Annotated in this window: 19 protein-coding genes; 8 read left to right on the forward strand and 11 right to left on the reverse strand. The window is 69.6% G+C overall.

The features are described 5' to 3' along the window. Positions 1 to 10: 10 nt before the first annotated feature. The 8 genes from AC1DW3_RS23155 to AC1DW3_RS23190 all read right to left on the reverse strand — a co-directional run bounded on the left by AC1DW3_RS23155 (position 11) and on the right by AC1DW3_RS23190 (position 9,007). Positions 11 to 568, reverse strand: coding sequence for a dihydrofolate reductase family protein (locus tag AC1DW3_RS23155; protein ID WP_477935309.1), 558 nt, complete (start codon positions 566 to 568; stop codon positions 11 to 13). 13 nt (positions 569 to 581) lie between these two features. Further along, positions 582 to 1,046: a hypothetical protein gene (locus AC1DW3_RS23160; protein ID WP_477935311.1), complete on the reverse strand. Its 465-nt coding sequence runs from the start codon at positions 1,044 to 1,046 to the stop codon at positions 582 to 584. Between the two features lie 2 nt (positions 1,047 to 1,048). Beyond that, positions 1,049 to 2,305, reverse strand: a complete 1,257-nt coding sequence (locus tag AC1DW3_RS23165) for an MFS transporter (protein ID WP_477935313.1) — start codon at positions 2,303 to 2,305, stop codon at positions 1,049 to 1,051. Positions 2,306 to 2,319: 14 nt separating this feature from the next. Further along, complete coding sequence (locus tag AC1DW3_RS23170; RefSeq protein ID WP_477935315.1) at positions 2,320 to 5,676, reverse strand: S41 family peptidase; 3,357 nt, start codon at positions 5,674 to 5,676, stop codon at positions 2,320 to 2,322. Positions 5,677 to 5,755: 79 nt separating this feature from the next. Continuing rightward, positions 5,756 to 6,553 carry a carbon-nitrogen hydrolase family protein gene (locus AC1DW3_RS23175; RefSeq protein WP_477935317.1) on the reverse strand — a complete coding sequence of 266 codons (798 nt, stop codon included), beginning with the start codon at positions 6,551 to 6,553 and terminating at the stop codon, positions 5,756 to 5,758. After that, a complete protein-coding gene (locus AC1DW3_RS23180) occupies positions 6,550 to 7,623 on the reverse strand; it encodes an aminotransferase class V-fold PLP-dependent enzyme (protein WP_477935319.1) in 1,074 nt (357 codons plus the stop codon). The genes AC1DW3_RS23175 and AC1DW3_RS23180 overlap by 4 nt, the downstream gene beginning before the upstream one ends. Beyond that, positions 7,620 to 8,060 carry a RidA family protein gene (locus tag AC1DW3_RS23185; RefSeq protein WP_477935321.1) on the reverse strand — a complete coding sequence of 147 codons (441 nt, stop codon included), beginning with the start codon at positions 8,058 to 8,060 and terminating at the stop codon, positions 7,620 to 7,622. Before AC1DW3_RS23185 ends, AC1DW3_RS23180 begins: the two co-directional genes overlap by 4 nt. Further along, complete coding sequence (locus AC1DW3_RS23190) at positions 8,057 to 9,007, reverse strand: quinone oxidoreductase family protein (protein WP_477935323.1); 951 nt, start codon at positions 9,005 to 9,007, stop codon at positions 8,057 to 8,059. Before AC1DW3_RS23190 ends, AC1DW3_RS23185 begins: the two co-directional genes overlap by 4 nt. A 100-nt stretch (positions 9,008 to 9,107) precedes the next feature. Between AC1DW3_RS23190 and AC1DW3_RS23195 the strand changes: the two genes are divergently transcribed. From AC1DW3_RS23195 to AC1DW3_RS23205, 3 genes are read left to right on the forward strand one after another with little or no spacing between them, the layout of a single operon-like run. Beyond that, entirely contained in the window at positions 9,108 to 9,998 is an 891-nt protein-coding gene (locus AC1DW3_RS23195) for a LysR family transcriptional regulator (protein WP_477935325.1), read from the forward strand. Positions 9,999 to 10,008: 10 nt separating this feature from the next. Next, positions 10,009 to 10,611: an alpha-ketoglutarate-dependent dioxygenase AlkB gene (locus AC1DW3_RS23200; protein ID WP_477935327.1), complete on the forward strand. Its 603-nt coding sequence runs from the start codon at positions 10,009 to 10,011 to the stop codon at positions 10,609 to 10,611. Positions 10,612 to 10,645: 34 nt separating this feature from the next. Continuing rightward, positions 10,646 to 11,491 (forward strand): substrate-binding periplasmic protein, encoded by an 846-nt coding sequence (locus AC1DW3_RS23205; protein WP_477935329.1) that lies wholly within the window; start codon positions 10,646 to 10,648, stop codon positions 11,489 to 11,491. A 244-nt stretch (positions 11,492 to 11,735) separates the two neighbouring features. On the opposite strand, the gene AC1DW3_RS23210 is transcribed toward AC1DW3_RS23205, so the two are convergent. Further along, on the reverse strand, positions 11,736 to 15,782 hold the full coding sequence (locus tag AC1DW3_RS23210) for a YhdP family protein (protein ID WP_477935331.1): 4,047 nt from the start codon (positions 15,780 to 15,782) through the stop codon (positions 11,736 to 11,738). A 52-nt stretch (positions 15,783 to 15,834) separates the two neighbouring features. Here AC1DW3_RS23210 and glnE point away from each other — a divergent pair, with 52 nt between their 5' ends. From glnE to AC1DW3_RS23225, 3 genes are read left to right on the forward strand one after another with little or no spacing between them, the layout of a single operon-like run. Continuing rightward, positions 15,835 to 18,555 (forward strand): bifunctional [glutamate--ammonia ligase]-adenylyl-L-tyrosine phosphorylase/[glutamate--ammonia-ligase] adenylyltransferase, encoded by a 2,721-nt coding sequence (gene glnE / locus AC1DW3_RS23215; RefSeq protein WP_477935333.1) that lies wholly within the window; start codon positions 15,835 to 15,837, stop codon positions 18,553 to 18,555. Beyond that, the gene (rrtA, locus tag AC1DW3_RS23220) at positions 18,534 to 19,121 is read left to right on the forward strand and encodes a rhombosortase (RefSeq protein WP_477935335.1); all 588 of its coding nucleotides are present in this window, start codon (positions 18,534 to 18,536) and stop codon (positions 19,119 to 19,121) included. Before glnE ends, rrtA begins: the two co-directional genes overlap by 22 nt. Continuing rightward, positions 19,111 to 19,746, forward strand: coding sequence for a hypothetical protein (locus AC1DW3_RS23225; RefSeq protein WP_477935337.1), 636 nt, complete (start codon positions 19,111 to 19,113; stop codon positions 19,744 to 19,746). The genes rrtA and AC1DW3_RS23225 overlap by 11 nt, the downstream gene beginning before the upstream one ends. Here the strand turns inward: AC1DW3_RS23225 and AC1DW3_RS23230 are convergent. Then, the gene (locus tag AC1DW3_RS23230; RefSeq protein ID WP_477935339.1) at positions 19,743 to 20,900 is read right to left on the reverse strand and encodes an NAD(P)/FAD-dependent oxidoreductase; all 1,158 of its coding nucleotides are present in this window, start codon (positions 20,898 to 20,900) and stop codon (positions 19,743 to 19,745) included. The two genes, AC1DW3_RS23225 and AC1DW3_RS23230, sit on opposite strands and share 4 nt — an antisense overlap. 18 nt (positions 20,901 to 20,918) lie before the next feature. Between AC1DW3_RS23230 and AC1DW3_RS23235 the strand changes: the two genes are divergently transcribed. Beyond that, complete coding sequence (locus tag AC1DW3_RS23235; protein ID WP_477935341.1) at positions 20,919 to 21,800, forward strand: DMT family transporter; 882 nt, start codon at positions 20,919 to 20,921, stop codon at positions 21,798 to 21,800. Positions 21,801 to 21,816: 16 nt separating this feature from the next. Here the strand turns inward: AC1DW3_RS23235 and AC1DW3_RS23240 are convergent, their stop codons facing one another. Continuing rightward, complete coding sequence (locus tag AC1DW3_RS23240; RefSeq protein ID WP_477935343.1) at positions 21,817 to 23,868, reverse strand: hypothetical protein; 2,052 nt, start codon at positions 23,866 to 23,868, stop codon at positions 21,817 to 21,819. 152 nt (positions 23,869 to 24,020) lie between these two features. On the opposite strand from AC1DW3_RS23240, the gene AC1DW3_RS23245 reads away from it, so the two are divergent. After that, complete coding sequence (locus AC1DW3_RS23245; protein ID WP_477935345.1) at positions 24,021 to 24,683, forward strand: glutathione S-transferase; 663 nt, start codon at positions 24,021 to 24,023, stop codon at positions 24,681 to 24,683. Positions 24,684 to 24,740 lie beyond the last annotated feature (57 nt).

Consider the following 24,740-nt stretch of genomic DNA (forward strand, 5'->3'; position numbering starts at 1 on the left):
GGTGTTCTGCCTAACGCGCGCACCGGTAGTGCATGGCGACCGCACCACATCGCAGCGGCTTCGCCGAGACCAACTCGAGTCGTCGCGTGCCGGGCAGCCCGCTCTCATATAGCGTCGGGCCGTGGCCGGCGATCCTGGGGTGGACGAGCAACCTGTACTCGTCGATCAGATCCAGCCGGTCCAGCTCCGCCGCGAGCTTGCCGCTGCCGAGCAGCACACCGTTTGGGGTCGCATCCTTGAGCTTCTGCACACCCATGCGCAGATCGCCCACGATGGGGTGGCTGTGGGTCCACGGGAAGGCCTTTCGCGTTGACGACACCACGTATTTCGGCTTGGCCTCCAGCTTGAGTGCCCACTCGCGCATCGCTGGTGGCGCTGCCACGTCGCCGCGGGCGACCGAAGGCCAGTAGCTCTCCATCATTTCGTAGGTGACGCGGCCCCACAGCATCGCCCCGCATTCATCCATCAGGCCCGTGAAGAAGGCATGCGTCTCGTCGTCGGCGATGCCTTCCTGGTGATCGACGCAGCCGTCGAGGGTGACGTTGATGCTGAAGATCAAGAGCCCCATGGTGTTCTCCGGCCTATGTCGCTTGACGTTGAAGCTGAGCCGGCAACGGCGGTTTGCCGGCGGACGTCGGATCGAGCGACTGGCCAGACCACGCGCCGGCCACCTGAGCGCGCACGGCGCCGAGCGCCAGCACCAACTTTTCGCGCTTACGCGGCGACTTCAGTTCGGCTGGCAGACGACTCAACCAATGACCATTGGGGCCGACCGGCAAGCCACGACGAGATGACAGCTGGCTTGAAGTAGGCAATGGCTTGCGAGACAGGACATCGATGAAGTGGTCCAACTGGGCCAGCGCACTGAACTGAAGCTCGTGCGACTCGAACTCAACGCGAAGGAAGGGATACCCAAGGTGAGGGACCGCCCTGGGTGCCGGCGGATCACACTCGCTCATCGCTCCCGGGATTGGCACATGCACCCAGAAAGCCAGCGGTGCGGTTCGCCAGTCCTTCTCGTGGGTGAAGTGGAACACGGCTCGCATGCTCAAGCCTTGATCTCGTGCCGCGCCCGCCCCGCGGTCGCCCACAGCAGCAGCGCGAAGACACAGCCCGCCACGCTGGTGAGGCCGAAGAACCACATCATGTCGCTGTAGCCGGCCGGGTTGGTGGCACTGGCACCGGCCCGGTCGTTGAGCCAGCCCGCCACCAGGTTGGCGCCGCTGATGCCGGCGTTCTGCACCACCCACATCAGGCCGATGGCCGTGCCGAAGCGATTCGGCGCCACGAGGCGGCTGGTCAGCGGCCACATGACGGCCGGCACCAGCGAGTAGCTGACGCCGATCAGCGCCGTCGGTATCCACAGGCTCCAGTGCGTCAACGCCAGCACGGCCAGCGCGATGGGCAGCAGCAGGGCGCCCAGCGCCAGGAAAGGCGCATAGCGGCGCAGGCGGTCGCACATCCAGCCGAAGGCCGGCGTGGCGAACACGGCGGCGAGGAAGACATAGCTGTTCATCTCCCCGGCCGCGGCCAGGTCCAGCCCGTGGGCATGCTGGAAATACTTGATGGAGAAGGTGCTGCGGAAGGCCAGGATGACCGAGTACCAGAGCACGCACAGCAGCAGCAGATACCAGTAGGCCTTGCCGAAATGCAGCAGGTCGCGCCAGGCGAATTTCTCGGCCGCCGTGTTGCCCGCGGGCAGCAGGCCGGCGCGGCGCGGGCCGCGGTCCACCCACCAGTAGGCGAAAGCCGCCACGAAGGCCGAGAACGCAATGGCGGCGGCGATGACGAGGGGCGGCTGCCAGCCTTGCGCGTAGGAACCGGCAAACCAGGTCGGCGACATGTCGGCGCCATAGGAGCCCATGCGGCCCACGGCCAGCTCCGCGCCCATGGCCAGCGCCAGGCTGCGGCCACCAAAGTAGTCGGCCACGGCGGCCAGCGTCGCGATGTTGAAGGTCTCGGCGCCGATGCCGAACAGCAGCCGCCCCGCGGCCATGCCGGTGAAGCTGGGGCTGAAGGCGGTCAGCGCCGCGCCGAGGGCGCAGATGCCCGCCGTGATCAGCGTCATGCGCGCCGCACCGAAACGGTCCACCAGCACGCCGCCCACCAGGATGAGGACGACGTTGGGCAGGCTGTAGATGGCGTTCAGCAGCGCGATCTGCGAATCCGAGAAGCCGCGCTGCTGCTGCAGCAGGTCGGCCACGGGGCCGATGGAGTCGTAGACGTAGAAGTTGCCGAACAGCGAGATCGCTACCAGCACGGCGACAACCCAGGCCACCGTGCGGCCCGGCTGCGCAAGGGGCATGACGCCGACGGCGCTCACTTGCCGAGCAGCGATTTCACGGCCGCCTCCAGTTGTTGATCGTCACCGGCGTCGAGCTTCGCCTTGTCATTCGGCACGACAACGTCCGGCGTCACCAGGGCGCGCTCCATGAAGTCGCCGTTCTGGGCCCGGAAGCCCACCTGCGGGATGCCGAAGACGGTGGCGCCGTCCTGCATGGTTTCCCACCACACGGCCGTGCCGGTGCCGGCCACCGGCATGCCGATGAGCTTGCCGATGCCCAGATGCTTGTAGGTCCACGGGAAGAGGTGGGCGTCGGAGTAGTTGCTCTCGCTGATCAGCACGGCCGAGGGCTTGACCCATTTGCCACCCGGCTCCCAGCCCAGGCTCTGGCCGCGCGGCAGGAATTCCAGGTACTTCTTGCCGGCCAGCAGCGTGGCCAGCTCGTCGTGCAGATTGCCGCCGCCGTTGAAGCGGGTGTCGACGATCAGCGCCTCCTTGCCGCTGGCGCGTCCCAGCGCCTCCGAATAGGTCTGGCGGTAGCTGCCGTCGTCCATGCCGCGCACATGCACATAGCCCAGGCGACCGCCCGACAGCTTGTCCACCAGGGCGCGCTCCTTGCGCACCCAGCGCTTGTAGAGCAGCTCGCGCTCAACGCCCTGGCTGATGGCCTTGAGGGTCTGCTCGAAGTGCTTGCCCGTGGCCGGGTCCAGCACCTCCAGCACGACCTGCTTGCCCGACTTGAGGTTGAGCATGGAGTCGAACTCGGCACCAGCCGCAATGGCTTCGCCGTCGATGGACTCGATGACCATGCCGGCCTTGAGCCGGGTGGCCGCCGTGTCCAGCGGGCCGCCCTCGATGACCTCGCCCACCTTGACGCCGGCGCCCTTGTGGGCCGGGTCGTAGAACAGGCCCAGGGCGGCCGTCGCGTCACCGCGCGAGGCGGGGCGGTAGCTGCTGCCGGTGTGAGAGACATTGAGTTCCCCCAGCATCTCGCTGAGCAGCTCGGCGAAGTCGGCGCCATCGGCCACGAAGGGCAGCTGGCGCTCGTAGACCTTGCGATAGCCGGCCCAGTCCACGCCGCCCATGTCGCTGACGTAGAGCTTCTCGTAGGTCTGGCGCCAGACGTGGTCGAACATCTGAGCGCGCTCGGCAGTGTGGTCGATGCGCAGCTCGGCCGTGAACTTGAGGCCTTCGGTCTTCACATCGCCCTTGCCGTCGTCGCCGGGCACCTTGAACTTCTGCACCTTGCCGCCGGTCATGACGAAACCGTTGGCGCCCTTGGCGTCCAGCACCAGGCTGACGGCCTCGATGCGGCCACCCGGCAGCGAGGCCACGCGGCGGCCTTCCTTGTCGCGCAGGCGCACCTGCCACAGCTCATGGCCTTCGCCGGTCTTGATGACGTAGAACAGCTGCTCGCCGTCCGGCGTCAGCGCATAGTCCTTGATGTCGCCCGACACCGTGGTCATGCGCACCGTGCGGTTCTCGATGCCCTCCTGCTCGATGACGACGGGCTTGGGCGGCTCGGGCTTCTTCTCTGCCTTCTTGTCGGCTTCCTTCTTCTCGTCTTTCTTCTCGGCGTCCTTCTTCTCGGCCTTCTTGCTGTCGTCGTCCTTCTTGTCGCTGTCCTTCTTCTCGTCCTCCTCGCGCTTCTTCAGCTGGGCGTATTCGGCCTTGTCGAGCTGGTAGCGGTCGAAAGCCGCGCGGGTCAGGAACATCGCATAGACGTCGGCGTCGGTGCGCGATCCGCCGCCATTGCCATGCAGGCCGTGGCGGTCCGAGGCCCAGACCAGCATCTGGCCCTGGCGCGCGAACATGGGCCGAATGTCCTCGTAGCCACTGTTGGTCAGGTTGACGAGCTTGCCGCTGCCGTCGGCCGGCACCACCCCGACTTCCTGGCCCCAGCGATTGCGGTCGACGAACTGCACCGCCAGGCTCTTGCCGTCGGGCGCCCAGTCGAACCACTGGTCGCCGTCTTCATACGAGTAGTTGAAGTCGGCCGACAGCACCTCGCGGGTCTTGCCGCTGGCGATGTCCAGCACATGCAGGGCCGCGCGGTCCTGCAGATAGGCGACCTGCTTGCCGTCGGGCGAGTAGCGCGGCTGGAAGTTCTGGTGGGCGTCCTGCAGCAGCACCCGGGTCGTCACGCGCGGCGCGTTGAAGAAGCTGGGCACGGCCTTCTTGTCGCCGCTGATAGCCGCCTCACAAAGGCTCCACTGGCCATTGACCTCGCAGGCATACAGCAGCTTGCGGCCATCGGGGCTGAAGCTGACCGAGCGCTTCTGGCCCGGGCCTTCAGTGATGCGGCGGGTGTTGCCGAACTCGGCGGACGAGACGAAGACCTGGCCGCGCACGATGACGGCCACTTCGCCGCCATCGGGGCTGACGGCCATGTCGGTGGCGCCTTCGGCCAGCTTGAGGTTCTCGATGCGCGGCTGCATCGCATCGGCGGCGATGCCGATGCCGACCTTCTGCGGCGTGGCGGCGTCGCCGGCCATGGTGTAGAGCTCACCGTCGAAGCCGAAGGACAGCGTGCCGTCGCCGGCCACGCTCAGGAAGCGCACCGGATTCTTCGTGAAGCGGGTGATCTGCTGCGCCGCCTCGGGGCGGTCCAGAGGCATCTTCCAGACATTGAGGGAGCCGCTCTTCTCGCTGAGGTAGTAGACCGACTTCTCATCGGCCGACCAGACCGGGTTGCGGTTCTCGCCGCCGGTGTTCGTCAGCTTGCGGTGCTGGCCGGTCTTGGCGTCCCACAGCCAGATGTCGCGGGCTACCGGCGAGATGTGGTGCTTGCGGAAGCCGTTCTCATAACCCTTCCAGTCCTCGTAGACCAGCTGGCTGCCGGCCTTGTTGTAGCGGCCGGCCATGGCCGGCGCGCTGAACAACTGCTCGGGGCGACGGCCCCCGTCGATGCCGACCTGGTAGAGCTCGCCCAGGGCCGGCGACGGGAAGGCCATGCTGGTGCGGGCGTCCTGGCGCGAGGCCGAAAACAGCACCGCCTTGCCATCGGGCGTGAAGGCGATGGGCGTCTCGCCGGCCGAATGCGCCGTCAGCCGGCGCGACGGGCCGCCCTCGGTCGAGACGAGGAAGACGTCGTTGTTGCCATAAAGGTCGGCCGCATACGCCAGCAGCTTGCCATCGGGCGACCAGACCGGAGCCGCGATGTGGTTGCCATTGGCCACCAGCAGCCGCGCGGTGCCGCCGGCGGCGGGCACGATGTAGAGATTGCCCTGAAAGGTGAAGGCGATCTGCCGGCCATCCGGCGAAATGCTGGACTGGCGCAGCCACAGCGGGTTGGTCACGGGGCCGAGGGGGGCGCTCGGCGCGGCGAAAGCGCTGAAAGCCGAAAAAGCGGTCGACAGCGCCAGAACGGCGCCCGCGAGTTTGAAACGCATGGCAGGGCAGGCTCGGGATGACTGAAGCGAACGAGTCTAGAAGCCTCGCTTCGCCGCGCAGGAAGTCACCTCCCCAGGATTACCCCAGCTTGCGATGCGCCAGGGCCGGCAATTGCTGGCGCACCTGGGTCAGGCGGGCCGGATCGACGTCCGCCATGACGACGCCCTCGCCCTCGGCCAGCACGCTGAGCACCTGGCCCCAGGGGTCGATGACCATGCTGTGGCCCCAGGTGCGGCGGCCGTTGGCATGCTGGCCGCCCTGGGCGGGCGCCACGACATAGCACTGGTTCTCGACGGCGCGGGCGCGCAGCAGCAGCTCCCAATGCGCCTGGCCGGTCGTGTAGGTGAAGGCGGCCGGCACGGCCAGCAGATCAACGCCGGCATAGCCGCGGTAGAGCTCAGGGAAACGCAGGTCGTAGCAGACCGACAGGCCCACCTTGATGCTGCCGGTGTCGAAGCTGGTGGGCTGGCTGCCGGGCTCGAGCACGCGGCCCTCGTCATAGCTCTCGCGGCCGTTGTCGAAGGCGAAGAGATGGATTTTGTCGTAGCGTGCGACGCGCTCGCCGTCGGGCGAGAACACCAGCGTCGAGTTGCGCACTCGCTCGGCCGTCGTCGACTTGATGGGCAGCGTGCCACCGATGATCCACAGGCCCAGGTCGCGCGCGGCGCTCGCCAGCATGGCCTGGATGGGGCCTTCGCCCTCGGCTTCCGCCAGCGCCAGCTTGTCGCTGTCGTGCATGCCCATCAGGCAGAAGTACTCCGGCAGGGCCGCAAGCTGGGCGCCGCGGCGGGCCGCATCCTCCAGCAGGCGGCGCGCCGCGCCGAGGTTGGCGGCCACATCGGGGCCGGAGACCATCTGGACTGCTGCGACTTTCATACAGCCGATGCTAGCCGTTCGATGTCAGCTTTGTTGTTAAGCCAGGAAAACGATGCGCGGACGATGCCGTCCAGGCCCCGGGCCTGCATGTCCAGCGGCGTGTAGGGGACGCCGTTGGCGCCGACATGGATGCCCTGCCCGGCCAGACGTATGCGGGTCGCCAGCGCCGCTTCGCCTTCGACGGTGAAACTGACCAGGCCCGAGCGAGGGCCGCTGCCGAGGTCGTGCAGGCGCACATGGGGCAGCTCGCCGAGGCGCTCGCGCAGCTGGGCGGCCAGGCCTTGCACATGCGCAGCAATCCGGTCGATGCCGATCTCCAGGGCTTCGGCAATCGCCACCTGCAGCGCCAGCCTCAACGCCACCGGCTGCTCCGCCGTCTCGAAGCGGGCGCCCGAGACGTCCACCCAGGGCGGCTCCAAGCGATCCGCAAAATCCTTGCGCACGTACAACAGCGCCGTGCCGCGTGGCCCGCGCAGATGCTTGCGGCCGGCGCTCTTCAGCACATCGCAGCCCAAGGCCTGCACGTCCACCGGCAACTGGCCCACGGCCTGGCCGGAGTCGATGAAATACGGCACGCCGGCCGCACGCGCCACCCGCCCCAGGGCGGCCGCGTCGTTGATGAGCCCGCCGTTGGCGGGCAGCCAGGTCAGCGAGATCCAGCGCACCCGCTCGTCGATCAGTGCCGCAGCGGCCTCGACATCGACGCTGCCGTCGGCACGGCAGGGCAGCACCTCGACCGTCGCGCCGCTGCGTTGATAGGTCGCGAGATTGCCACCCCACTCCTGGCGGCCGACGAGGATGCGGTCGCCCGCGCGTAGCGGCGTCGTGTGCGTGAAGGCCGACCAGGCCGCGCCAAAGGCCGCCGAGCCGCTGCCGAGGAAGGCGATCTCGTCGCTGCCGGCGTTCAACAGCCGGGCGGCGTCTTCACGCAGGCGCTGCAGTTGCGGCGCGACCTGCTCGTCCGCCTCCATCGGCCCGAGGCGGGCCTCCAGCGCCAGATGCGCCTGCAGGGCCGCGAGGGCCGCCGCCGACAGCGGCGAGGCGCCGGCATGGTTGAGCAGCAGGGTCACGACACCAGCTCCACTAGGGCCTCGACCTCCACCGCCGCGCCCGCCGGCAGGCTGGCCACGCCGATGGCCGCACGCGCATGCCGGCCACGCTCGCCCAGTGCAGCGGCGACGAGGTCGGACGCCCCATCGGCGACCGTGCTGTGCTGGGTGAAGCCCGGCGCTGCCGCGACAAAGATGCCCAGGCGCAGCACCTGGCGCACACGGCCGAGGTCGCCGCCGACCGCGGCGTCCAGCACGGCCAGCAGCTTGAGCGCCGCGATCTCGGCTTCGACCCGCGCAGCCGGCGCCTCCAGGGCGCCCAGGCCCGGCGTGCCGATCTGGCCGGCGATGACGAGGAGCTCCCCACCTTCGCGGTGGTGCAGATAGTTGGCAGCGGGCGAACCCAGTTCGGGCAGGGTGTGGCCGAGGGCGGCCAGGCGGTCTTTCAGAATGGTCATGGCTTGAGGAGGAGCTTGCCCTGCGTCGCACGCGACGCCAGCAGTTGGTGGGCACTGGCCACGTCGGCCAGCGGGAATTCGGCGTGGATGCGCAACTGCACGGCGCCGCTCAGCACGGCATCGAACACCGTCGCGGCCCGCGCGCGGCGCTTGGCGGCGTCGGGCAGGAAGTGGGGCAGCACGGGTCGCGTCAGCGTCAGGCTCTTCTTCTGCAGCGCAAGCACATCGACCGGCTCGGGTTGGCCGCTGGCCGCGCCGAAAAGGACGAGATGGCCACCCAAGCGCAACGCCTCCAGGCTGCCGGCGAAAGTGCTGCGCCCCACCGAATCGAAGACGACGGCGACGCCGCGGGCGGCGGACACCCAGTCGCTGTCGGCCAGCAGCGGCACGGCGCAGAGGCCGCGCAGCCAATCGGCCTTGGCCTGGCTCGACACCGTGCCGAAGACGGCATGGCCGCGCGCGATCAGCCACTGCACCAGCCAGCCGCCGACGCCACCGGCGGCGGCATGCACCAGCACCGGCTCGCCGGGCGGCAGCCGCGCGACGTCGTCCAGCAGCATGGCGGCCGTCAGGCCGTGTTCCAGCGCCGCTGCGGCATCGCGCAGCGACAGCGCATCGGGCACGCGCACCAGGTGCTCCAGCGGCACGGCCAGATGGCTGGCGTAAGCGCCCTGCACGCCGGTCGTGAAGGCGACGCGATCACCGACCTGGAACTCGGCGCCGGGCGCGACGTCGACGATCTCGCCCGCGCCCTCCAGGCCCAGGCGCCAGGGCAGGCTGATACCCGGATAGCGGCCCTCGCGCTGGTAGAGGTCGACGAAGTTGATGCCGGCGTATTCGATGCGCACGACGGCCTCGCCGGATGCAGCCTGGGGCGTGGGCAGGGATTGCAGCTCCAGCACTTCGGGGCCGCCGAACTGGTGGACGAAGATGGCTTGCGTGGGCATGGCTTTGGCCTCCGGCGTTAACGTGGCGCCAATGTCCGCCTCAGGCGCACGCCGCGCCAGCGAGGCTTTCGCACACCGGCTGTGCCGATTTCTCAACACCATGCGCGAGCGCCTGCCACCCCTGTTCTCCCTGCAAGCCTTCGAGGCCGCCGCCCGCCTGGGCAACTTCAGCCGTGCGGCCACCGAGCTGCACCTGACCCCCGGCGCCATCAGCCGCCAGGTGCGCCAGCTGGAGGACTGGTGCGGCCAGACCCTGTTCGAGCGCGTCGGCAACCAGATGCGGCTGACGGCCGAGGGCCGCGAGCTGCTGGCCCGGCTGGGCGGGCCGCTGGCGGCCCTGCACGAAGCCGTCTATCCCGAACCGGATGCTGCGCACACGACGCTGCAGATCGCCACCCTCGGCTCGCTGGCACGCGCCTGGCTGCTGCCGCGGCTGGACCGCTTCATCGCGTTGGCGCCGCAGGTGCGCCTCATCGTGCAGACCGACTACGCCCTGGTGCGCCCGCCGCCGCGCGTGGCCCTGGTGGCCTTGCGCCATGGCCGGCCCGAGGATGGCGGCGAGATCCTGTTCGGCGACCGCCTGCTGACCGTCGCCACGCCGGCACTGGCCCGCGAACTGGGATCCGACGCCGCACGCTGGCCGGCCGCCCGTCTGCTCAGCCATGTGACCGGCGACGCACCGCTGTGGCAGGCCGCGGCGGGCGCCACCGCGCAGGCGGAAGGGCCGGCCTTCAACGATGCCGCCGTCACGCTGGACGCGGCCGAAGCGGGCTTGGGGCTGGCGGTCACGCGGCTGTCCCTGGCCCTGCCGCGGCTGCTCGCGGGCAAGCTGGTGCAGGCGCATCCACTGCTGCTGCCGTCGCCGCGCGCCAATCTGCTCGTCATCCGCGAAGACGCCGCCGCCCTGCCCGTCGTGAAGCGCTTCGCGGCCTGGGTGCGCAAGGAGGCCGCCGCCACGGCCGCCGACTTGAAGGCCTGGGCGCCGGCCTGACTTGATCGCCATGCAGTCTGGCCTGTTCGACGACCTCCCGCCTTCGCCAGGCGCCTTGCCGCCGGGCCTGCGCTACGAGCCGGCCTTTCTGTCAGCACAGGAAGAAGCCGCGCTGACGGCCCTCGTGCAGCAGCTGCCGCTGCGCGAAGCGAAATACAAGAGCTACACCGCCCGCCGCCGCGTCGTCAGCTTCGGCGGTCAGTTCGACTACGACAGCAACGAGCTGCTGCCGTCGACGCCGTTGATCGACGAATTGCATCCGCTGCGCGAACGTGTCGCGCATTGGGCCGGCGTCGACGCGCAGGCCCTTGTGCACGTGCTGGTCGCCGAATACTCACCCGGCACGCCGCTGGGCTGGCATCGCGATGTGCCCGACTTCGAGGACGTCTTCGGCGTGTCGCTGGGCAGCGCGGCGCTGCTGCGCTTCAGGCCCTACCCGCCGCACAACCCGAGGCGTGAAGATGTCGTCAAGCTGAGCGTCCAGCCGCGCTCCGTCTATGCATTGCAGGGCGAGGCACGCTGGGGCTGGCAGCACAGCGTCGCGCCGGTGGACGCGCTGCGCTGGTCGATCACCTTCAGGACTGCGCGGCAGAAGTCACGACCGCCGGCATGACGCCCCGGACCCATGGGATGAGAATCGGACGGCCATGCCGTCTCCCTCTCGTCTGCGTCGCCAGCTGCTGGCGCTGCCCCTCGCCGCGGCGCTGCCGTCGGCCCGTGGCGCCGGCACGCCGCAGACGCTGCGCCTGCCCGACCCCAATGCCTACAGCGCCCATGGCGGTTTCTTCATCGAGGCCCTGAAGCTGGCCCTGAACAAGACGGCCGACGGCGAGCCCCTGCCCACCCTCGTCCATGCGGCGCCCGACCTGCCGCGCCCACGCATGCGCCAGATGCTGCAGGACGGCCACCTGGACCTGATGTGGAGCACCACCACGCCCGAGCGCGAGGCCCAGGCGCTGGCGGTGCGCTTCAATCTGCTCAAGGGCATCAACGAGCTGCGCTTCCTGCTCGTGCGCGCCGCCGACCTGCCCACGCTGCGCCCGCTGCGTACGCTGGAGACGCTGCGCAAGCTGCGAGCCGGCGCGGGCACCTACTGGAGCGATGCGCAGATCCTGAAGGCCAATGGCTTCAACGTCGAGACGGCCACCAAGTCCGACCTGTTGTTCCGCATGCTCAAGGCCGGCCGCTTCGACTTCATCCCGCGCACCCGCGAGGAGATCGACGAGGAGCTGCTGCACTACGCCGACCAGGGCTTCGCGGAGCTGCCCGGCGTGGCCCTGCAATACAAGCAGCCGCTGTATTTCTTCGTGACGCGCGACAAGCCGCAGCTGGCCGAGCGGCTGCAGCGCGGTCTGGCGCTGGCGGCGGCCGACGGCAGCTTCGACGCCCTCTTCCTAGCCGAACCCGGTCTGAAGGCGGCGCTGGCCCAGCTGCGGAGCTACACGGGCGTGCGGTTGCAGCTGAAAGCGCTGGAGGCCGAGGCCCCGCGCTGAGCGGCGTCCACCGGAAACAGGCATTCGGGCCGAGCGCCGGGCCGCTCCCTAGCCGGCCCGTCTGGCGATGTGCGTGCCGGTTGATCCGGCATGCCTCGCCGTCCCCACGGGGGCTGAGGCCGGACACGGCAAGTCCTGTGGACTTGTCGTGCCTGCCGAAGAGCAGCCGCTTTGTCGGCTGCGCGGTCTGCAAGACCGACCCGGTGCACCCGCGTTCAGCGCGGTGCGACGGGGCGAAGGGCCCTCAATTCACTGCGCTCGCCGCCTTGGCCGGCAGCGCTTCCACCTTCTCCACCTTGGGGTCGTCCCAGGTGCCGGTGATGTGGAACTCGCGCGTGTTGGCCGCGGCCACCGGGCGGCTCAGGATGAGCTGGGCCAGGAAGGCGCCCAGCGCGATGGCCGGGTTGATGGCCGCATAGGCCAGCGACGCGCCGCCGGCCGAGACCTCGGGCACGACGACGACGCGCAGCTTCTGCGTCTCGGCCGCCAGGTCGGTGCTGCCGTCCACCAGCACGGCCGCCTGCAGGCCGCGGATGCGGATGTTGTCGCTGCGGGCGATGCCGGCGGTGATCTTGACGTCGCCGGTCACCCCGTCGAAGACAAAGCCCTCGGCGAAGACGTCGCGGAAGTCCAGCAGGAAGCGGCGCGGCAGCGACTGCAGGCTGAGCACGCCGAGCAGCCGCCCGACACCGGGCTCGGCCTTCAGGAAGGTGCCGGTGTCGAGCTGCACATTCAGCGCGCCGGCCATGCTGGCGTAATGCGGCGCCAGCGGCGAGCCGTCCCAGCCCACCTGGCCGGCCAGCACGCCCTTGCCGCCGCGCAGCACCTGGCCCTGGCCGAGGCGCTCCAGCAGCTTGCCGGCATCGGCGATGTCGAGCTTCCAGTCGAGCTGGGTGCGGCGCTTGGCGCCGGCCTCGCCGCCCCAGCGCCCGCTGGCGTGCAGCGTCGCATCGGGCGACTGGATCTGCAGCTTCTCCAACTTCCAGTCACGCGCGGCGGCCGGGGCCTGGGCCAAGACTTCCAGGCGGCCCAGGCGCTTGCCGCGCAGCTCGAAGTCGTCGACCTCGATGTCCAGCGACGGCAGCGGGCTGCTGTTGGCGTCGGCCTTGCCCGGGTCGATGAGCTCGCTGACCGAGTCGGCCTCCTGGCGCGGCAGCGACAGGCGCGACAAGCGGGCCTGCACGGCCTCGATCTGGCCGCCCTTGACACCCTTCAATTCGATGCGGCCGGAAATCTGCTCGGCGTCGACATTGACGCGCCAGTTGGCGCCATCGCGTGCCACCAGCGCCGTCGCACGGCCGAGCTGGCGGCCACCGATCTTGAGCGCCTGGCTGCGCAGCGCGATCTGGCTGGGCAGCAGGCCGGCGTCGTCGGCACCCTCGCCACCTCCAGCACCACCCGCGCCGCCCGCCAGCCCGCCAAGGCGCTGCTGCCAGGCATCGAGGTCCAGGGCCGCGACATTGACCTGCAGCAGCACGCCGCTGGCGGGCAGCGCAGGCAGCTTGTCCTGCACGGCCAAGGCGCCGCGCAGCACCTGGGAGCTGGGGCCGGAGATGTCACGTTGCAGCTGGGCCTGAAGCAAAGGCGCCGCGGGGGTGCCCACTTCGAGACGAAGCTCATCACGGCCCGCCGCGGTGGGCGTCATCAACAGGCGCAGCGGCAGCACCGCATCGGCTTCCTTGCGCCCGGGCGCGGGCAGGTCCAGGGCCAGCCCCTGCAGATTGCTGGACACGCTGAGTTCGCTCTGGCCGTCCTTGGGAATGGCGAGCTGGAAACGGTAGGCCGTCTGGCCGCTGGCGGCCTGGGCGAGGCGGGTCACGGCGCCCAGCTCGGTGGCGCGGCGCAGGCCGTCGGCGGTGGCCTGGCCCTGCACGGCAAAGCGCATGCCGCCGCCCGCTTGCGTGCCGCCTTCGATGCCGGCGTCGCCGCCCAGCAGCCGGGCCGTCACGCCGACGAGCTGCAGGCCCTTGCGGTCGAAGTCGATGCGGCCGCGCACGCCCGCCAGCGGCGGCAGCTCGGGGCGCAGCTTGACGTCCACGCCGGCGGGCTGGAGCTGGCCCTTGACGTTGGTCTCCTTCACGTCGTCCAGCGGAATGCCGATGCCGAGCTTGAGCGCGACCGGGCCCTGGGCCGTGGTGGTGCCCAGCGCATGGCCCAGCCATTCGTCCAGCGGCGAGGCGCGCACGAAGCGCAGCAAGTCGGCGCCCGCGCCGCGGCCATTGCCGTCGAGCTGCAGCAGGCGGCCATGGTGCAGGTCCTTGATGCCGCCGTTGACGTCGCTGAGCTCATAGCCCAGTACCTTGGCGTGGCCGTCCTTGATGAACATGCCGGCGCGCTCGAAGACGAGTTCGGCGTCCACGCCTTCCATGGCCGGCCAGTTGGTGCCGTTGTCGCTCGGCGGCACATAGGCCAGCGTGACGCCCTGGGCATGGGTGACCACCTTGAAGATGCCGGTGGACTTGGGCGCATCGAAGGGGAAGTCGGCCAGCTCGCCCTTGAGCCTGACCGTGGTGTTGTGCGCTTCGCCGCCGAGGATGGCGCGGGCCACATAGCTGCGCGTGTTCACCAGACGCGCCGGGATGTAGCGCGCCACGCGCGTCGCCTCCACACGCTGCAGGCGGCCGTTCAGGTCGATATAGCCCGGCGTGGTGGCGCCGGCCTGGCGCTTCCAGCTGACGTCGAACTCAGCGCTGACGTCGGGGGTCTGCAGCTGCAGCTCGCGCAGCTTCAGCTCGACGTCACCGGGCGTCTTGCCATTGGCCTGGGGCAGTTGCCAGAGCATCTGCGTGGACAGCCGCGTGATGGGCAGATGCGGGTCTTCGAACAGCCCCGGCAGCTCGACCTCGCCGTCGTGCACGGCCAGCTTGGCGGAGCCGCCGCGCTCGCTGGCGTCCAGCTCCACGCTGGCGCCGCGCAGGCCGGGGCGGCCGATATGGCCGTCCTGCTCGGCAGGCCGCGCGGCAATCGCCAGGCCATCGATCTGGGCTTTGACGCGGTAAGTGCGCGGCGCGTCCAGCGTGCCCTGCCACTGGCCGCTCAAGGCCGTCAGCACGCCGCGCGGCTCCAGCTCGGTCAGCAGCTTGTGCGCGCGCTCGCCCAGGGGCAGGCGCTGGCCGATCTGGGCCATCAGCGCGAAGTCCAGGCGCTGGGCATTGAGCTCGCCGCCCAGCACTTCGTCGGCCTTGCCGAGCTGCAGCACCACGCCCCAGTCCGAGCGCGGCCAAGCCACGACGCTGCCGTCGGTGTCCCGGCTGACAAAGCCGAGCTGGCGGGCTTGCAGGCTCAAGCGGTCCTTGGCGCGGGCCAGGTCGAGCCGGCCTTCGATATGGTCCAGATCCAGCTCCTGCGCGGAATCCAGCAGCTTGAGCCGCACCGAGCGCAGGGCGAGGTCCAGCGTCGCGGCCGTGGGGCTGCCGTCCTTGATGTCGGCCCAGGCGCGCACGGCGCCATCACCTTCGCTGAGCTGGAAGGGCAGGTCAACATGGCGCTTGAGCTGGCTCAGGTCGGCGCGCGGCAACTCGGCATAGGCCTGGCCGCTCCAGTGCTGGAACTCACCGGGGCGCTTCAGCAGGCTCTGCGTGAACTGGCCGCGCAGCGTGAAACGCCGGCCCCAGTCGGGCGGCGGCGTCGCGTCCAGGCGCAGCGAATGGCGGCGCAGGCCGTTGCGCATGATGAAGTTCAGCTCGGACAGCTCCAGCGGCCGGGCATCGGCACGCTTCTCGTCCACCCAGCGCACGCGGCCGTTGACGATGGCGAGCTCGGGCTGGCTGAACAACCAGTCCATGCCGGCCTCGGTGGTGCCGGCGTCGGTCTTCTCGGCCTCATCCAGGCCCAGGCCGGCGATGAAGATGCGGCCCTGGGCGTCGCGGCGGATGGTGAGCTCGGGCGCGTCGACCAGCAGCTGGGAGAAGCGCGGCTCCAGCGCGAGCAGGGACTGGGCAGACAGCACGGCCGCCACGCGCGGCAGCCGCAGCGCCGGGCGGCCGGCGGCGTCCAGCACCTGCACATCGCCCAGTTCCATGCGCGGCATCCAGCCACCGGATTCGACCGTGATGCGGCCGATGCGCAGTTCTACCCCCAAAGCCTTTGAGGCTTCCTTTTCCAGCCAGGGGCGCCAGTCATTGGCGTGCGGGAGAATGGCCCAGTGCAATACAGCCCAGGCCATCACCCCCAAAGCCCACAGCAGGGCCAGCACCAGCACGGCCCAGCGCAGGCTGTGCCAGCACAGGCGCAAAGGCCAGCGCGAAGCGCGTGTACAGCGGTGGAGGGCGGCCGAGAAGAAGTCAGACACGGTGTCTTGGGGCACGTGAAATGTCGGCCGGCAGTCAATCTAGCACAGGGTCATGAGCGCACTGTTTCCCGTTCTTGCTGAGCACAGCCGCTATGTGCAGCGGGTTCGCCGCCGATATGCGGCGGAGTTGCCACTGTTGCAACCGGGCCTGCCCGACCGGGGCGTCATTGCTGCGCTGATCGAGACTTTGGCCACGACCCGGCCGTTGGCCAGCGCCCTGCGCGTGGCCCGCCACCWGGTGCTGGAGCGCCTGGCGGTGCTGGATATCGAACAGTGCGCCACTGTGGAAGATGTCACGCTGGCCATGACGCATCTGGCCGAGGTGACGCTGGACAAGGCCCTGGCCGCGGCCCGCACCGAGCTGGACGCCCTCCACGGCGAACCCCGCACCGCGGAGGGGGGCGACATCGCCTTTTGGGTGCTGGGCATGGGCAAGCTGGGCGCCCGCGAGCTGAATGTCTCGTCGGACATCGACCTCATCTACGTTTACGAAGATGACGGCCAGACGCAAGGTTCACGGCCTGTCAGTGCCCACGAATACTTCTCCAGCGTCGCCAAACGGCTCTACGCGCTGATCGGCGACGTGACCGACGACGGCCAGGTCTTTCGCGTCGACCTGGCGCTGCGGCCCAATGGCAAGAGCGGCCCGCCGGTCGTCAGCCTGGGCATGCTGGAGGAATATTTCCTCGTGCAGGGCCGCGAGTGGGAGCGCTTCGCCTGGCTGAAGAGCCGCGTCGTCGCGCCGCTGTCGGGCATGGGCGGGCCGGGCGACGCCCGCACGCTGCAGCTGCGCCACCTCGTCACGCCCTTTGTCTACCGCCGCTACCTGGACTACGGCGTCTTCGAGGGCCTGCGCCAGCTGCACGGCAAGATCCGCAGCGAAGCCAAGGCCCGCGCCGCCGGCCGGCCGGAGCGCGCCAACGACGTCAAGCTGTCGCGCGGCGGCATCCGCGAGATCGAGTTCATCGTGCAGCTGCTGCAGGTCGTGCGCGGCGGCCAGTTCCCCGAGATCCGCACCCGCTCCACCGTCAAGGCGCTGGCCCAGCTGGCGGCAGGCGGGCTGATGAAGGCCGAGACCGCAGAGAAGCTGACGGCCGCCTATGTCTTCCTGCGCCGCGTCGAGCACCGCATCCAGTTCCTGGACGACCAGCAGACCCATTGCCTGCCGCAAGGCGACGCCGACCTGGCCTGGATTGCCGCGTCGCTCGGGCTGAAATGCTCGCGCGAAGCCTGCGAGCTGTTCGAGCAGCTCGGCGAGGTGCGCGAACTGGTCGCGACCGAGTTCGACGCGCTGCTCCACGAGGGCGGCAAGCCCCAGGGCGGCTGCAAGGGCGGCCAGTGTGGCGGCCCCAAGCCGGCCGTCGATGGCGAGGACTTCCTGAACGGCCTGCCGCCCGAGCTGGCCGCCGCCGTGCGCGCCCTGGCCGACACGCCGCGCGTGCAGGGCCTGCGCGAGGAATCGCGCCAGCGCCTGGCCAAGCTCTTCCAGCGCGCGGCCCAGGCCGTGGCGGCCGAGGAATGCTCGCTGGACGCGGCCCTGCGCTTTGTCGACTGGGTCGGCCCGCTGCTGCGCCGCGAGAGTTACCTCGCCCTGCTGGTCGAGCGTCCCGCCGTGCAGCAGCGCCTGCTGCGCCTGCTCGGCCTGGCGCGCTGGCCGATGCGCTATCTGATGCAGCACCCCGGCGTCATCGACGAACTCGCCGACCCGCTGCTGCTGACCGCCCGCTTCGACCGCGAGGCCTTCATCACCGACCTGCTGGACCGCGAGCAGGGCTGGGTGCGCAGCGGCGAGGCCGACGAGGAAGCGCTGCTGGACACGCTGCGCCGCGCCCACCACGCCGAGGTCTTCCGCACGCTGGTGCGCGACGTCGAGGGCCGCATCACCGTCGAGCAGGTGGCCGACGACCTGTCGCTGCTGGCCGACGCCGTGCTGCAGATCGCCATCACCTGGGCCTGGGCGCGCTTTGGCAAGGCGCATCGCCCCGATCCTCGCCTGGCCGTCATCGCCTACGGCAAGCTCGGCGGCAAGGAGCTGGGCTATGGCGGCGACCTGGACGTGGTGTTCGTCTTCGACGACGAGGACGAGAACGCCAGCGAGATCTACGGCGCCTTCGTTCGTCGTTTGATCACCTGGCTGACGCTGCGCACCGCCGCCGGCGAGCTGTTCGACATCGACACCGCGCTGCGGCCGAATGGCAATTCGGGGCTGCTGGTCACGTCACTGGCTCACTTCGAGGCCTACCAGACCGGCCGCGGCAGCAACACGGCCTGGACCTGGGAGCACCAGGCCATCACGCGGGCGCGCTTCTGCGCCGGCAACGCCGAGCTGGCCGAGCACTGCGAGGGCGTGCGCCGCCAGGTGCTGACGGCGCCGCGTGACGGCGAGGCGCTGAAGACCGAGGTGCAGGCCATGCGCGAGAAGGTGCGCGCAGCGCGCCCGGTGCGCGAAGGCCTCTTCGACGTGAAGCACAGCGAGGGCGGCATGATGGACGCCGAGTTCGCGCTGCAGACCCTGGTGCTGGCGAATGGCGCCGACCACCCCGAGCTGCTGGACAACCTCGGCAATATCGCGCTGCTGCAGCGTTGCGAGGCCGTCGGGCTGCTGCCGAGCGGCGTGGGTGTCGGCGCCGCCAATGCCTACCGCGAGCTGCGGCGCGTGCAGCACAAGGCCAGGCTGGATGAGCAGTCCACCGCGCTGGATGCCGAGGCTGCCGCGCCGCTGCAGATTCATCGCGATGCCGTCCAAGCGCTGTGGCAAGCCGTCTTTGGCTGACGCTGTGCGCGGCGCTGGCCGCGCTGTCCCTGCTGGCCTGGCCGCTGCCGCGCGAGGTGCTGGACTGGCAGCCCGCTCTCCTTGCATCGCAGCCCTGGCGCGCCATCAGCGCCGCCTTCGTGCACTGGACGCCGCTTCACCTGGCCGCCAATCTCGCCGGCTGCGCGGTGCTGGCCCTGCTCGGCTGGCGCGCCCACCTGGGCCCGCGTGAAGCCCTCGCTGCCCTCATCGCCCTGCCCCTGACCCAGCTCGGCCTGCTGCTGCGTCCCGAGCTGCTGCACTACGCCGGCCTTTCCGGCGAGCTGCATGCGCTGGCGGCCATTGCCGCGTTGACGCTGTTCACGCGCCGCAGCCGGGAGCACTTCGTCGGTGCGGCCATCGTGGTCGGCCTCGTCATCAAGCTCGTGCTCGAACATCCGCTGGGCCCGGTGCTGCGCGACACCCCCGGCTTCGACTTCGCCGTGGCCCCTTTTGCCCATCTGAGCGGCGCCGTCGCCGGCGCCCTCGCCTGGGGGCTGACAATGCGGGCAACATCAAGATCACCGAGGACCCGGCATGGGACGTGAAGCCAGTTGTACCGCCCGCGTGGGCACCGAGACCGCCGAGGTCACCGCCCTGCTCGAATCGACCACCGTCGTGCTGCGCGGCGCCATCAAGCGCAAATGGGAGATCGCCGCGCTGCAGAACCTGCGCATCGACGGCGAGGAATTGCGTTTCGAGGTGGGCGAAGAAGCCGCCGCCCTGGTTTTGGGCGAAAAGGAAGCCGGCAAGTGGCTGAAGAAGCTGCAGACGCCGCCGCCCACGCTGGCCGCCAAGCTCGGCGTCAGCGCCGAGAACCCGGCCCTGCTGATCGGCCCGACCGTCGGCGCGCTGGACCCGGCCCTGGCCGAGGCGCTGGCCGGCGGCATCACGACCAATCTGCGCGAGGCGCGCATGCTGGTGGCGGTGCTGAGCAAGGCGTCGGAACTGCCGCGCATGGCCGAGTTCCATGCCGACATGATCTGCAAGACGGTCTGGGTGGTGCACCCCAAGGGCCCGGATGCCGACCCTTCGGACGCCGAGGTGCGCGTGGCGATGCGCGGCTGGGGCTATGTGGACAACAAGACCAGCGCCGTGTCGGACGCGCTGACGGCGACGCGCTGGGTGCGCAGCGAACCGCCGCCGCCCAAGAAGCGGGTGCGCAACCGCTAGATGACGTTGGCCTCGATGAGGGGCCGGTTGTCGAGCAGGCGCTGCGGCGTCAGCGCGGCGATCAAGGGGGCCTCCAGGCCAGCGATCAGCCGGGCCATCGAATGGCCCACGGCCGGCGACTGCTGCATGCCGTGGCCCGAGAAGCCGCAGGCCGTGAACGCATTCGCGTAACCGGGCAAGCGGCCGGCCAGGCCGTTATGGTCGAAGGCATTCATCTCGTAGTAGCCGGCCCAGGCCGAACGCACGCGCAGCGCCTCCAGCGCCGGCACGCGCGCGGCGAGCGTGGGCCAGAGCTGCTCGTCGAAGAGGCCATGGTCGATGTCGTGCAGCGGCGCTTCGTCGGGGTCATCGCCACGCGGCGGGCCGCCGGCCAGGATCAGCGAACCCTCGGTGCGAAACCAGAAGCCGCTCGGGTCGATGACCAGCGGGCAGCCGGGCAATGAGGCTGGTGTCTCCAGCACGAAGACATCGCGCTTCTTTGCGTGGACCGGCAGTTCAACACCGAGCGCTGAACCCAAGGGCGCACTCCAGGCGCCGGCCGCGATGACAAAGGCGTCGCCGCCCACGAGCGAGCCGTTGGCGCAGCGCACGGCCGTCACGCGTTCGCCGGCCGTGTCGAAACCCACCACCTCGGCATCGATGACGCGCACCCCACAAGCCTTGGCCTTGCGCCGGAAGGCCCGATGCAAGGCCGGACCGTCGAACCAGCCTTCGCCGCTCAGGCCGAGCGAGCCCAGCGTGAGATCGCCAACGGCCAACCAGGGGAAACGCGCCGCCAGTTCGGCAGGGCTCAGCAGCGCGACGTCGACGCCTTCCGCGCGCTGCACGGCGTGCACCTCGCGCAGCGTCGCCTCCCCTGCTGGGGTGGCGAGGTAGAGATAGCCCGGCTCGACGAGACCGATGGCGGGGCTGTCATCCGCCGTCGCCAGCTCGTCCGCCGCGCGACGCAGGAACTCGACGCTCCACCGCGACAAGGCCATGTTGGCCGGCTGGGAGAACTGCTGGCGGATGGAGCTCAGCGACAGCGAGCTCGACGCCCGCGAATAGCTGGGATCGCGCTCGATGACGGTCACCGTCGCGCCATGGTCGCGGGCGAGAAAGCAGGCGGTGGCGGCGCCCATCACGCCGCCGCCAATCACGGTCACTTCGAACATGCTGGCAGCATACGCAGCATGCGACAGACCCAACTTGATCCCCGCGCCATCGCCCTGCTGCTGCTGTGCTGCCTGCTCTGGGGCATCAACCAGGTGGCCGCCAAGGCCGCGCTGACCGAGATTGCGCCGCTCTGGCAGGCCGGCCTGCGCTCCGCCGTGGCGGGCGTGCTGGTCTGGCTCTGGTCGATGTCGCGCGGCATCCGCCTGTTCGAGCGCGACGGCAGCCTCTGGGGCGGCCTGATCGCGGGCCTGCTGTTCGCGGCCGAGTTCGGCTGCATCTTTGTCGGCCTGCAGTACACCAGCGCCTCGCGCATGGTCGTCTTCATCTATCTGGCGCCCTTTGTCGTCGCCCTGGGCATGCCGTGGATCGCGCGCGGCGAGGCGCTGTCGGCGCGGCAATGGATCGGCCTGGTGCTGGCCTTCGGCGCCATGGCCTTTGCGTTCGCGGAAGGCTTCTCGGCGCCGGGCACACCCATGCAGTGGTGGGGCGACGCGCTGGGCGTGGCCGCCGCCGTGCTGTGGGGCGGCACGACGCTGGCCATCCGTGCGACCAAGCTGAGCAGCGCTCCCGCCGAGAAGACGCTGCTCTACCAGCTGGGGGTGTCCGCCCTGACCTTGTGTGCAGCGGCCGTCTTGACGGGAGAAGCCCTGCCCCTGCACTGGTCGCCGCGCCTCATCGGCCTGTTCGGCTTCCAGGCCGTCGTCGTCACCTTTGCCAGCTATCTGGTGTGGTTCTGGCTCATTCGCCACTACGCGGCCACCAAGCTGTCCGTCTTCACGCTGAGCACGCCGCTGTTCGGTCTGCTGGCGGGCGCCCTGCTGCTGGGCGAAGGCATCAGCGCCCGCCTGGTCGCGGCGCTGGCGGCCCTCGCCGTGGGCATCGTGCTGGTGAACCGCTAAGCGGCGCGGCCTTGGCTCACGAATCCCCCGCGGCCGATGCCGCCGATTTGGGCTTGTCCGCCGCGTCGTCTTTTTTCTTCTCGGGTGGCGCCCCCTTGACGAAGATCTGCACGCTTTCGCTGAAATCCCCGGTCGAGTCGGTGGCCTGCAGGACGTAGCGCCCCTTGGCCTTCTTGCCGAACTGGACCTTGGCTTGCAGGCCGGCGGTGCCCAGAGAAGTCGTCGTCAGCGAACCCAGATCCTCACCCAAGGCCCCCTGCAGCATCGCGACCGGAGAACCCACATTGGGTTGGGTCACGACAAAGCTGTAGGTCTCTCCGGCCTGCACAACGATGCTCTCGCTGGGCGTGACCCGGATGCCTGAGTCGCTGGGGCAGCCGGCGACACGCCTGACCACCTTGGTCTGCGCCCTGAAATGCAGGACCGTCGCAGCGACCGGGCGACGTGCGGCGTAGAGATCCTCGATGCGCAGTGCCAGTTGTTCCGTGTCGCAACGCGCCCGACCTCCTTTGACCCAGCAGACCTCTCGAGGCTTGGCCAGGTCTTCGAACTTGCTCTTGTAGCCGCCGATGAGCTTCTCCTGGGCTTCCTCGGCCTGGCGTTGCCTGGCCTGCTTCAGCGTGCTCTCGATCAGGCCCTGCAGCTTTTCCAGTTCCTCCATCGTCAGCTTGGCGGGAGCCGGCGGCTTGGCGGGCGGGGGCTTGGGCGCGGGAGGCGGTGCGGCTTTCACGCCGGAAGCCGCAGCAGCCGGCGCCGAGGCCGCGGCTGCGGGCGCTGACGCGGCCTGCTGAGCCGCAACGGCGTTGGCTGCCATGACGGCCGCGAGCGAACTTCCCATCATCGACACGCCCGGACCACCCAGCACGGCCCAGCGCTGCGAAGCACGTGGCGTGGCCATGGCGGCGAATTTCCGTGCATCGAAGGCGGCTGGAAGACTGCTGCTACTGCTGCCGTTCGTGGTATCGGCCTGGTCTTCGGCGGTATCGCTGCCGATCTTCTTGAAACCCGACACGATGTCCTGGGCGCTGGACAGCGACACATCGGCCGCCTTCAGGTCGGGCTGGGCCGCGCGGATCAGCCCGTTGACGGTGCTGACGATGGAGTGAGCCCGTTCCTGGATCTCACGCCCGGAACCGACCACCGCCTGCAGCAGCTTCTTGCCGTCTTCCAGGGTGCGGCGGGCATAGCCCAGCGCCTTCTCGGCATCGCGGATGGTGCGAGGCAGATGGGGGCGCTTCTCGATCTCGGGAGGCAAGGTCGTCGTGAGCTTGCCGACCGCTGCCGACAATTCCTCGGGGCTCAGCTTGGCGGGCTGCGCTGGCGCCACGCCTGGCTTCTTGGCCTTGCCGGACTTGTCGGCCGCCGCAGGCTTGTCGGGCAGGGCATCGTTGGCGGCGATCAGGGCCCTGACGGCGTCGGCTTCCCACTGCTGCGCATGCACCTGCCCCTCGGCCACGCCGACGCGGGCCGACGCCACGGCCCGCTCCAGAGCGTCGATCTCCTTGGACAGCTTCGCCAACGCATGCTGCAGGGTCTGGACGTTGTCGGCTTCCACGACATCCGCCTGCTTGTACAGCGGCATCAGCAGCGGTGCCGACTGGCGCAGCAGGCAGGTCAAGGCCTGGTAGCCGACGTTGTAGGCCGACTCCTGGCCCTTGTTGAGCGCGTACTCGCTCAGGCCCAGCGACGTGGCCAGCACGGCACCGAGGGCCACCGTGGTCCGCTTGGTCTCGAAGCTGGGTTCGGTCGCCCCGGGAGGGTTGGGCTTGAGCGTGTTGTAGAGGGCGTAACCCGTGATGACCGTCGCCCCGGTGGCGAAGGCCGCCCGCGTGGCCCCGATCTGCCGCATACCGCTGAAGTACTCCTGCCGCACGGCCTCGACCTGCGCAATGGCCTGGTTGGCCTCACCGGCAAACTGGATCTTGTCGCGCTCCGCGCCCTCGGTCTTGGCCGGCTTCATGCCGACGTAGGGATCGAAGAAGGCGCAGCCCGCCACGCTGGCTGCAGCCGCCGCCACCACGAGCAACTGGGGCAGGCGCACCGGACGAAGATGGACACCTTGGCGCATGACCGCCTCCCTCGACTGTTGATATGTGCGCGCACGTTAAGGGGGCCCAACCCGGAAGGCATCCCCAAAAATGATGTCCTGCCTCCTGTCGCCACTGCGCTAGGAGCACCGCGCCGCCCTGCATAGACTGCGTCATTCACCAGGAGACCTCCATGATCACCCTCTGCGGCATCCCGCTCTCGAACTACTACAACAAGGCCAAGCTGGTCCTGCTGGAAAAAGGCATCCCCTTCACCGAGGAATACGTGAAGACGCATTCCCATGCCGAGGAGGTGCTGAGCTGCTCGCCGCTGGGCAAGGTGCCCTTCATCAAGACGCCGCATGGCGCGCTGTGCGAGAGCCAGGCCATCGTCGAATACCTGGAGGCCGCCTATCCCGAGACGCCCAGGCTGATCCCCGCCCACCCCTATGAGGCCGCCAAGGTGCGCGAGCTGATCACCTATGTGGAGCTGCACCTGGAGCTGGTGGTGCGCGAGCTGTACCCGGAAGCCTTTTTCGGCGGCCAGGTCAGCGACGGCACCAAGAAGCGCGTCGCCCGCGTGCTGCCCGAGAACATCGCTGCCTTCAAGCGCCTGGCCAAGTTCGGGCCCTATCTCGCCGGCGACACGTTCACGCTGGCGGACTGCGCCGGCTGGGTCAGCCTGCCGCTGGTGGCCATGTCCACCAAGGCCATCTACGGCGAAGACTTGCTGGCCGCTGGCGGCGTGGACTGGAAGCCCTATGCCAAGCTGATCGGCGAGCGCCCGCATGCCATCAAGGTGGCGGCCGATCGCAAGGCGGACCAGGATAAATCTCTGGCCGCCAACCGCGCCTGACATGAAGCCCCTCGTCCAGGGAAGGCCCTGGCCGGGACCGCGCTGCGGCCAGTGCCC

It is taken from the genome of Roseateles sp. P2_H4 (genome assembly GCF_056403315.1).

Bases quoted from the DNA above. Each gene is read 5' to 3' on its own strand.
- AC1DW3_RS23155 (WP_477935309.1), bottom strand. From the start codon at position 568: ATGGGGCTCTTGATCTTCAGCATCAACGTCACCCTCGACGGCTGCGTC.
- AC1DW3_RS23160 (WP_477935311.1), bottom strand. From the start codon at position 1,046: ATGCGAGCCGTGTTCCACTTCACCCACGAGAAGGACTGGCGAACCGCA.
- AC1DW3_RS23165 (WP_477935313.1), bottom strand. From the start codon at position 2,305: ATGCCCCTTGCGCAGCCGGGCCGCACGGTGGCCTGGGTTGTCGCCGTG.
- AC1DW3_RS23170 (WP_477935315.1), bottom strand. From the start codon at position 5,676: ATGCGTTTCAAACTCGCGGGCGCCGTTCTGGCGCTGTCGACCGCTTTT.
- AC1DW3_RS23175 (WP_477935317.1), bottom strand. From the start codon at position 6,553: ATGAAAGTCGCAGCAGTCCAGATGGTCTCCGGCCCCGATGTGGCCGCC.
- AC1DW3_RS23185 (WP_477935321.1), bottom strand. From the start codon at position 8,060: ATGACCATTCTGAAAGACCGCCTGGCCGCCCTCGGCCACACCCTGCCC.
- AC1DW3_RS23190 (WP_477935323.1), bottom strand. From the start codon at position 9,007: ATGCCCACGCAAGCCATCTTCGTCCACCAGTTCGGCGGCCCCGAAGTG.
- AC1DW3_RS23195 (WP_477935325.1), top strand. From the start codon at position 9,108: ATGCGCGAGCGCCTGCCACCCCTGTTCTCCCTGCAAGCCTTCGAGGCC.
- AC1DW3_RS23200 (WP_477935327.1), top strand. From the start codon at position 10,009: ATGCAGTCTGGCCTGTTCGACGACCTCCCGCCTTCGCCAGGCGCCTTG.
- AC1DW3_RS23205 (WP_477935329.1), top strand. From the start codon at position 10,646: ATGCCGTCTCCCTCTCGTCTGCGTCGCCAGCTGCTGGCGCTGCCCCTC.
- AC1DW3_RS23225 (WP_477935337.1), top strand. From the start codon at position 19,111: ATGGGACGTGAAGCCAGTTGTACCGCCCGCGTGGGCACCGAGACCGCC.
- AC1DW3_RS23230 (WP_477935339.1), bottom strand. From the start codon at position 20,900: ATGTTCGAAGTGACCGTGATTGGCGGCGGCGTGATGGGCGCCGCCACC.
- AC1DW3_RS23235 (WP_477935341.1), top strand. From the start codon at position 20,919: ATGCGACAGACCCAACTTGATCCCCGCGCCATCGCCCTGCTGCTGCTG.
- AC1DW3_RS23240 (WP_477935343.1), bottom strand. From the start codon at position 23,868: ATGCGCCAAGGTGTCCATCTTCGTCCGGTGCGCCTGCCCCAGTTGCTC.
- AC1DW3_RS23245 (WP_477935345.1), top strand. From the start codon at position 24,021: ATGATCACCCTCTGCGGCATCCCGCTCTCGAACTACTACAACAAGGCC.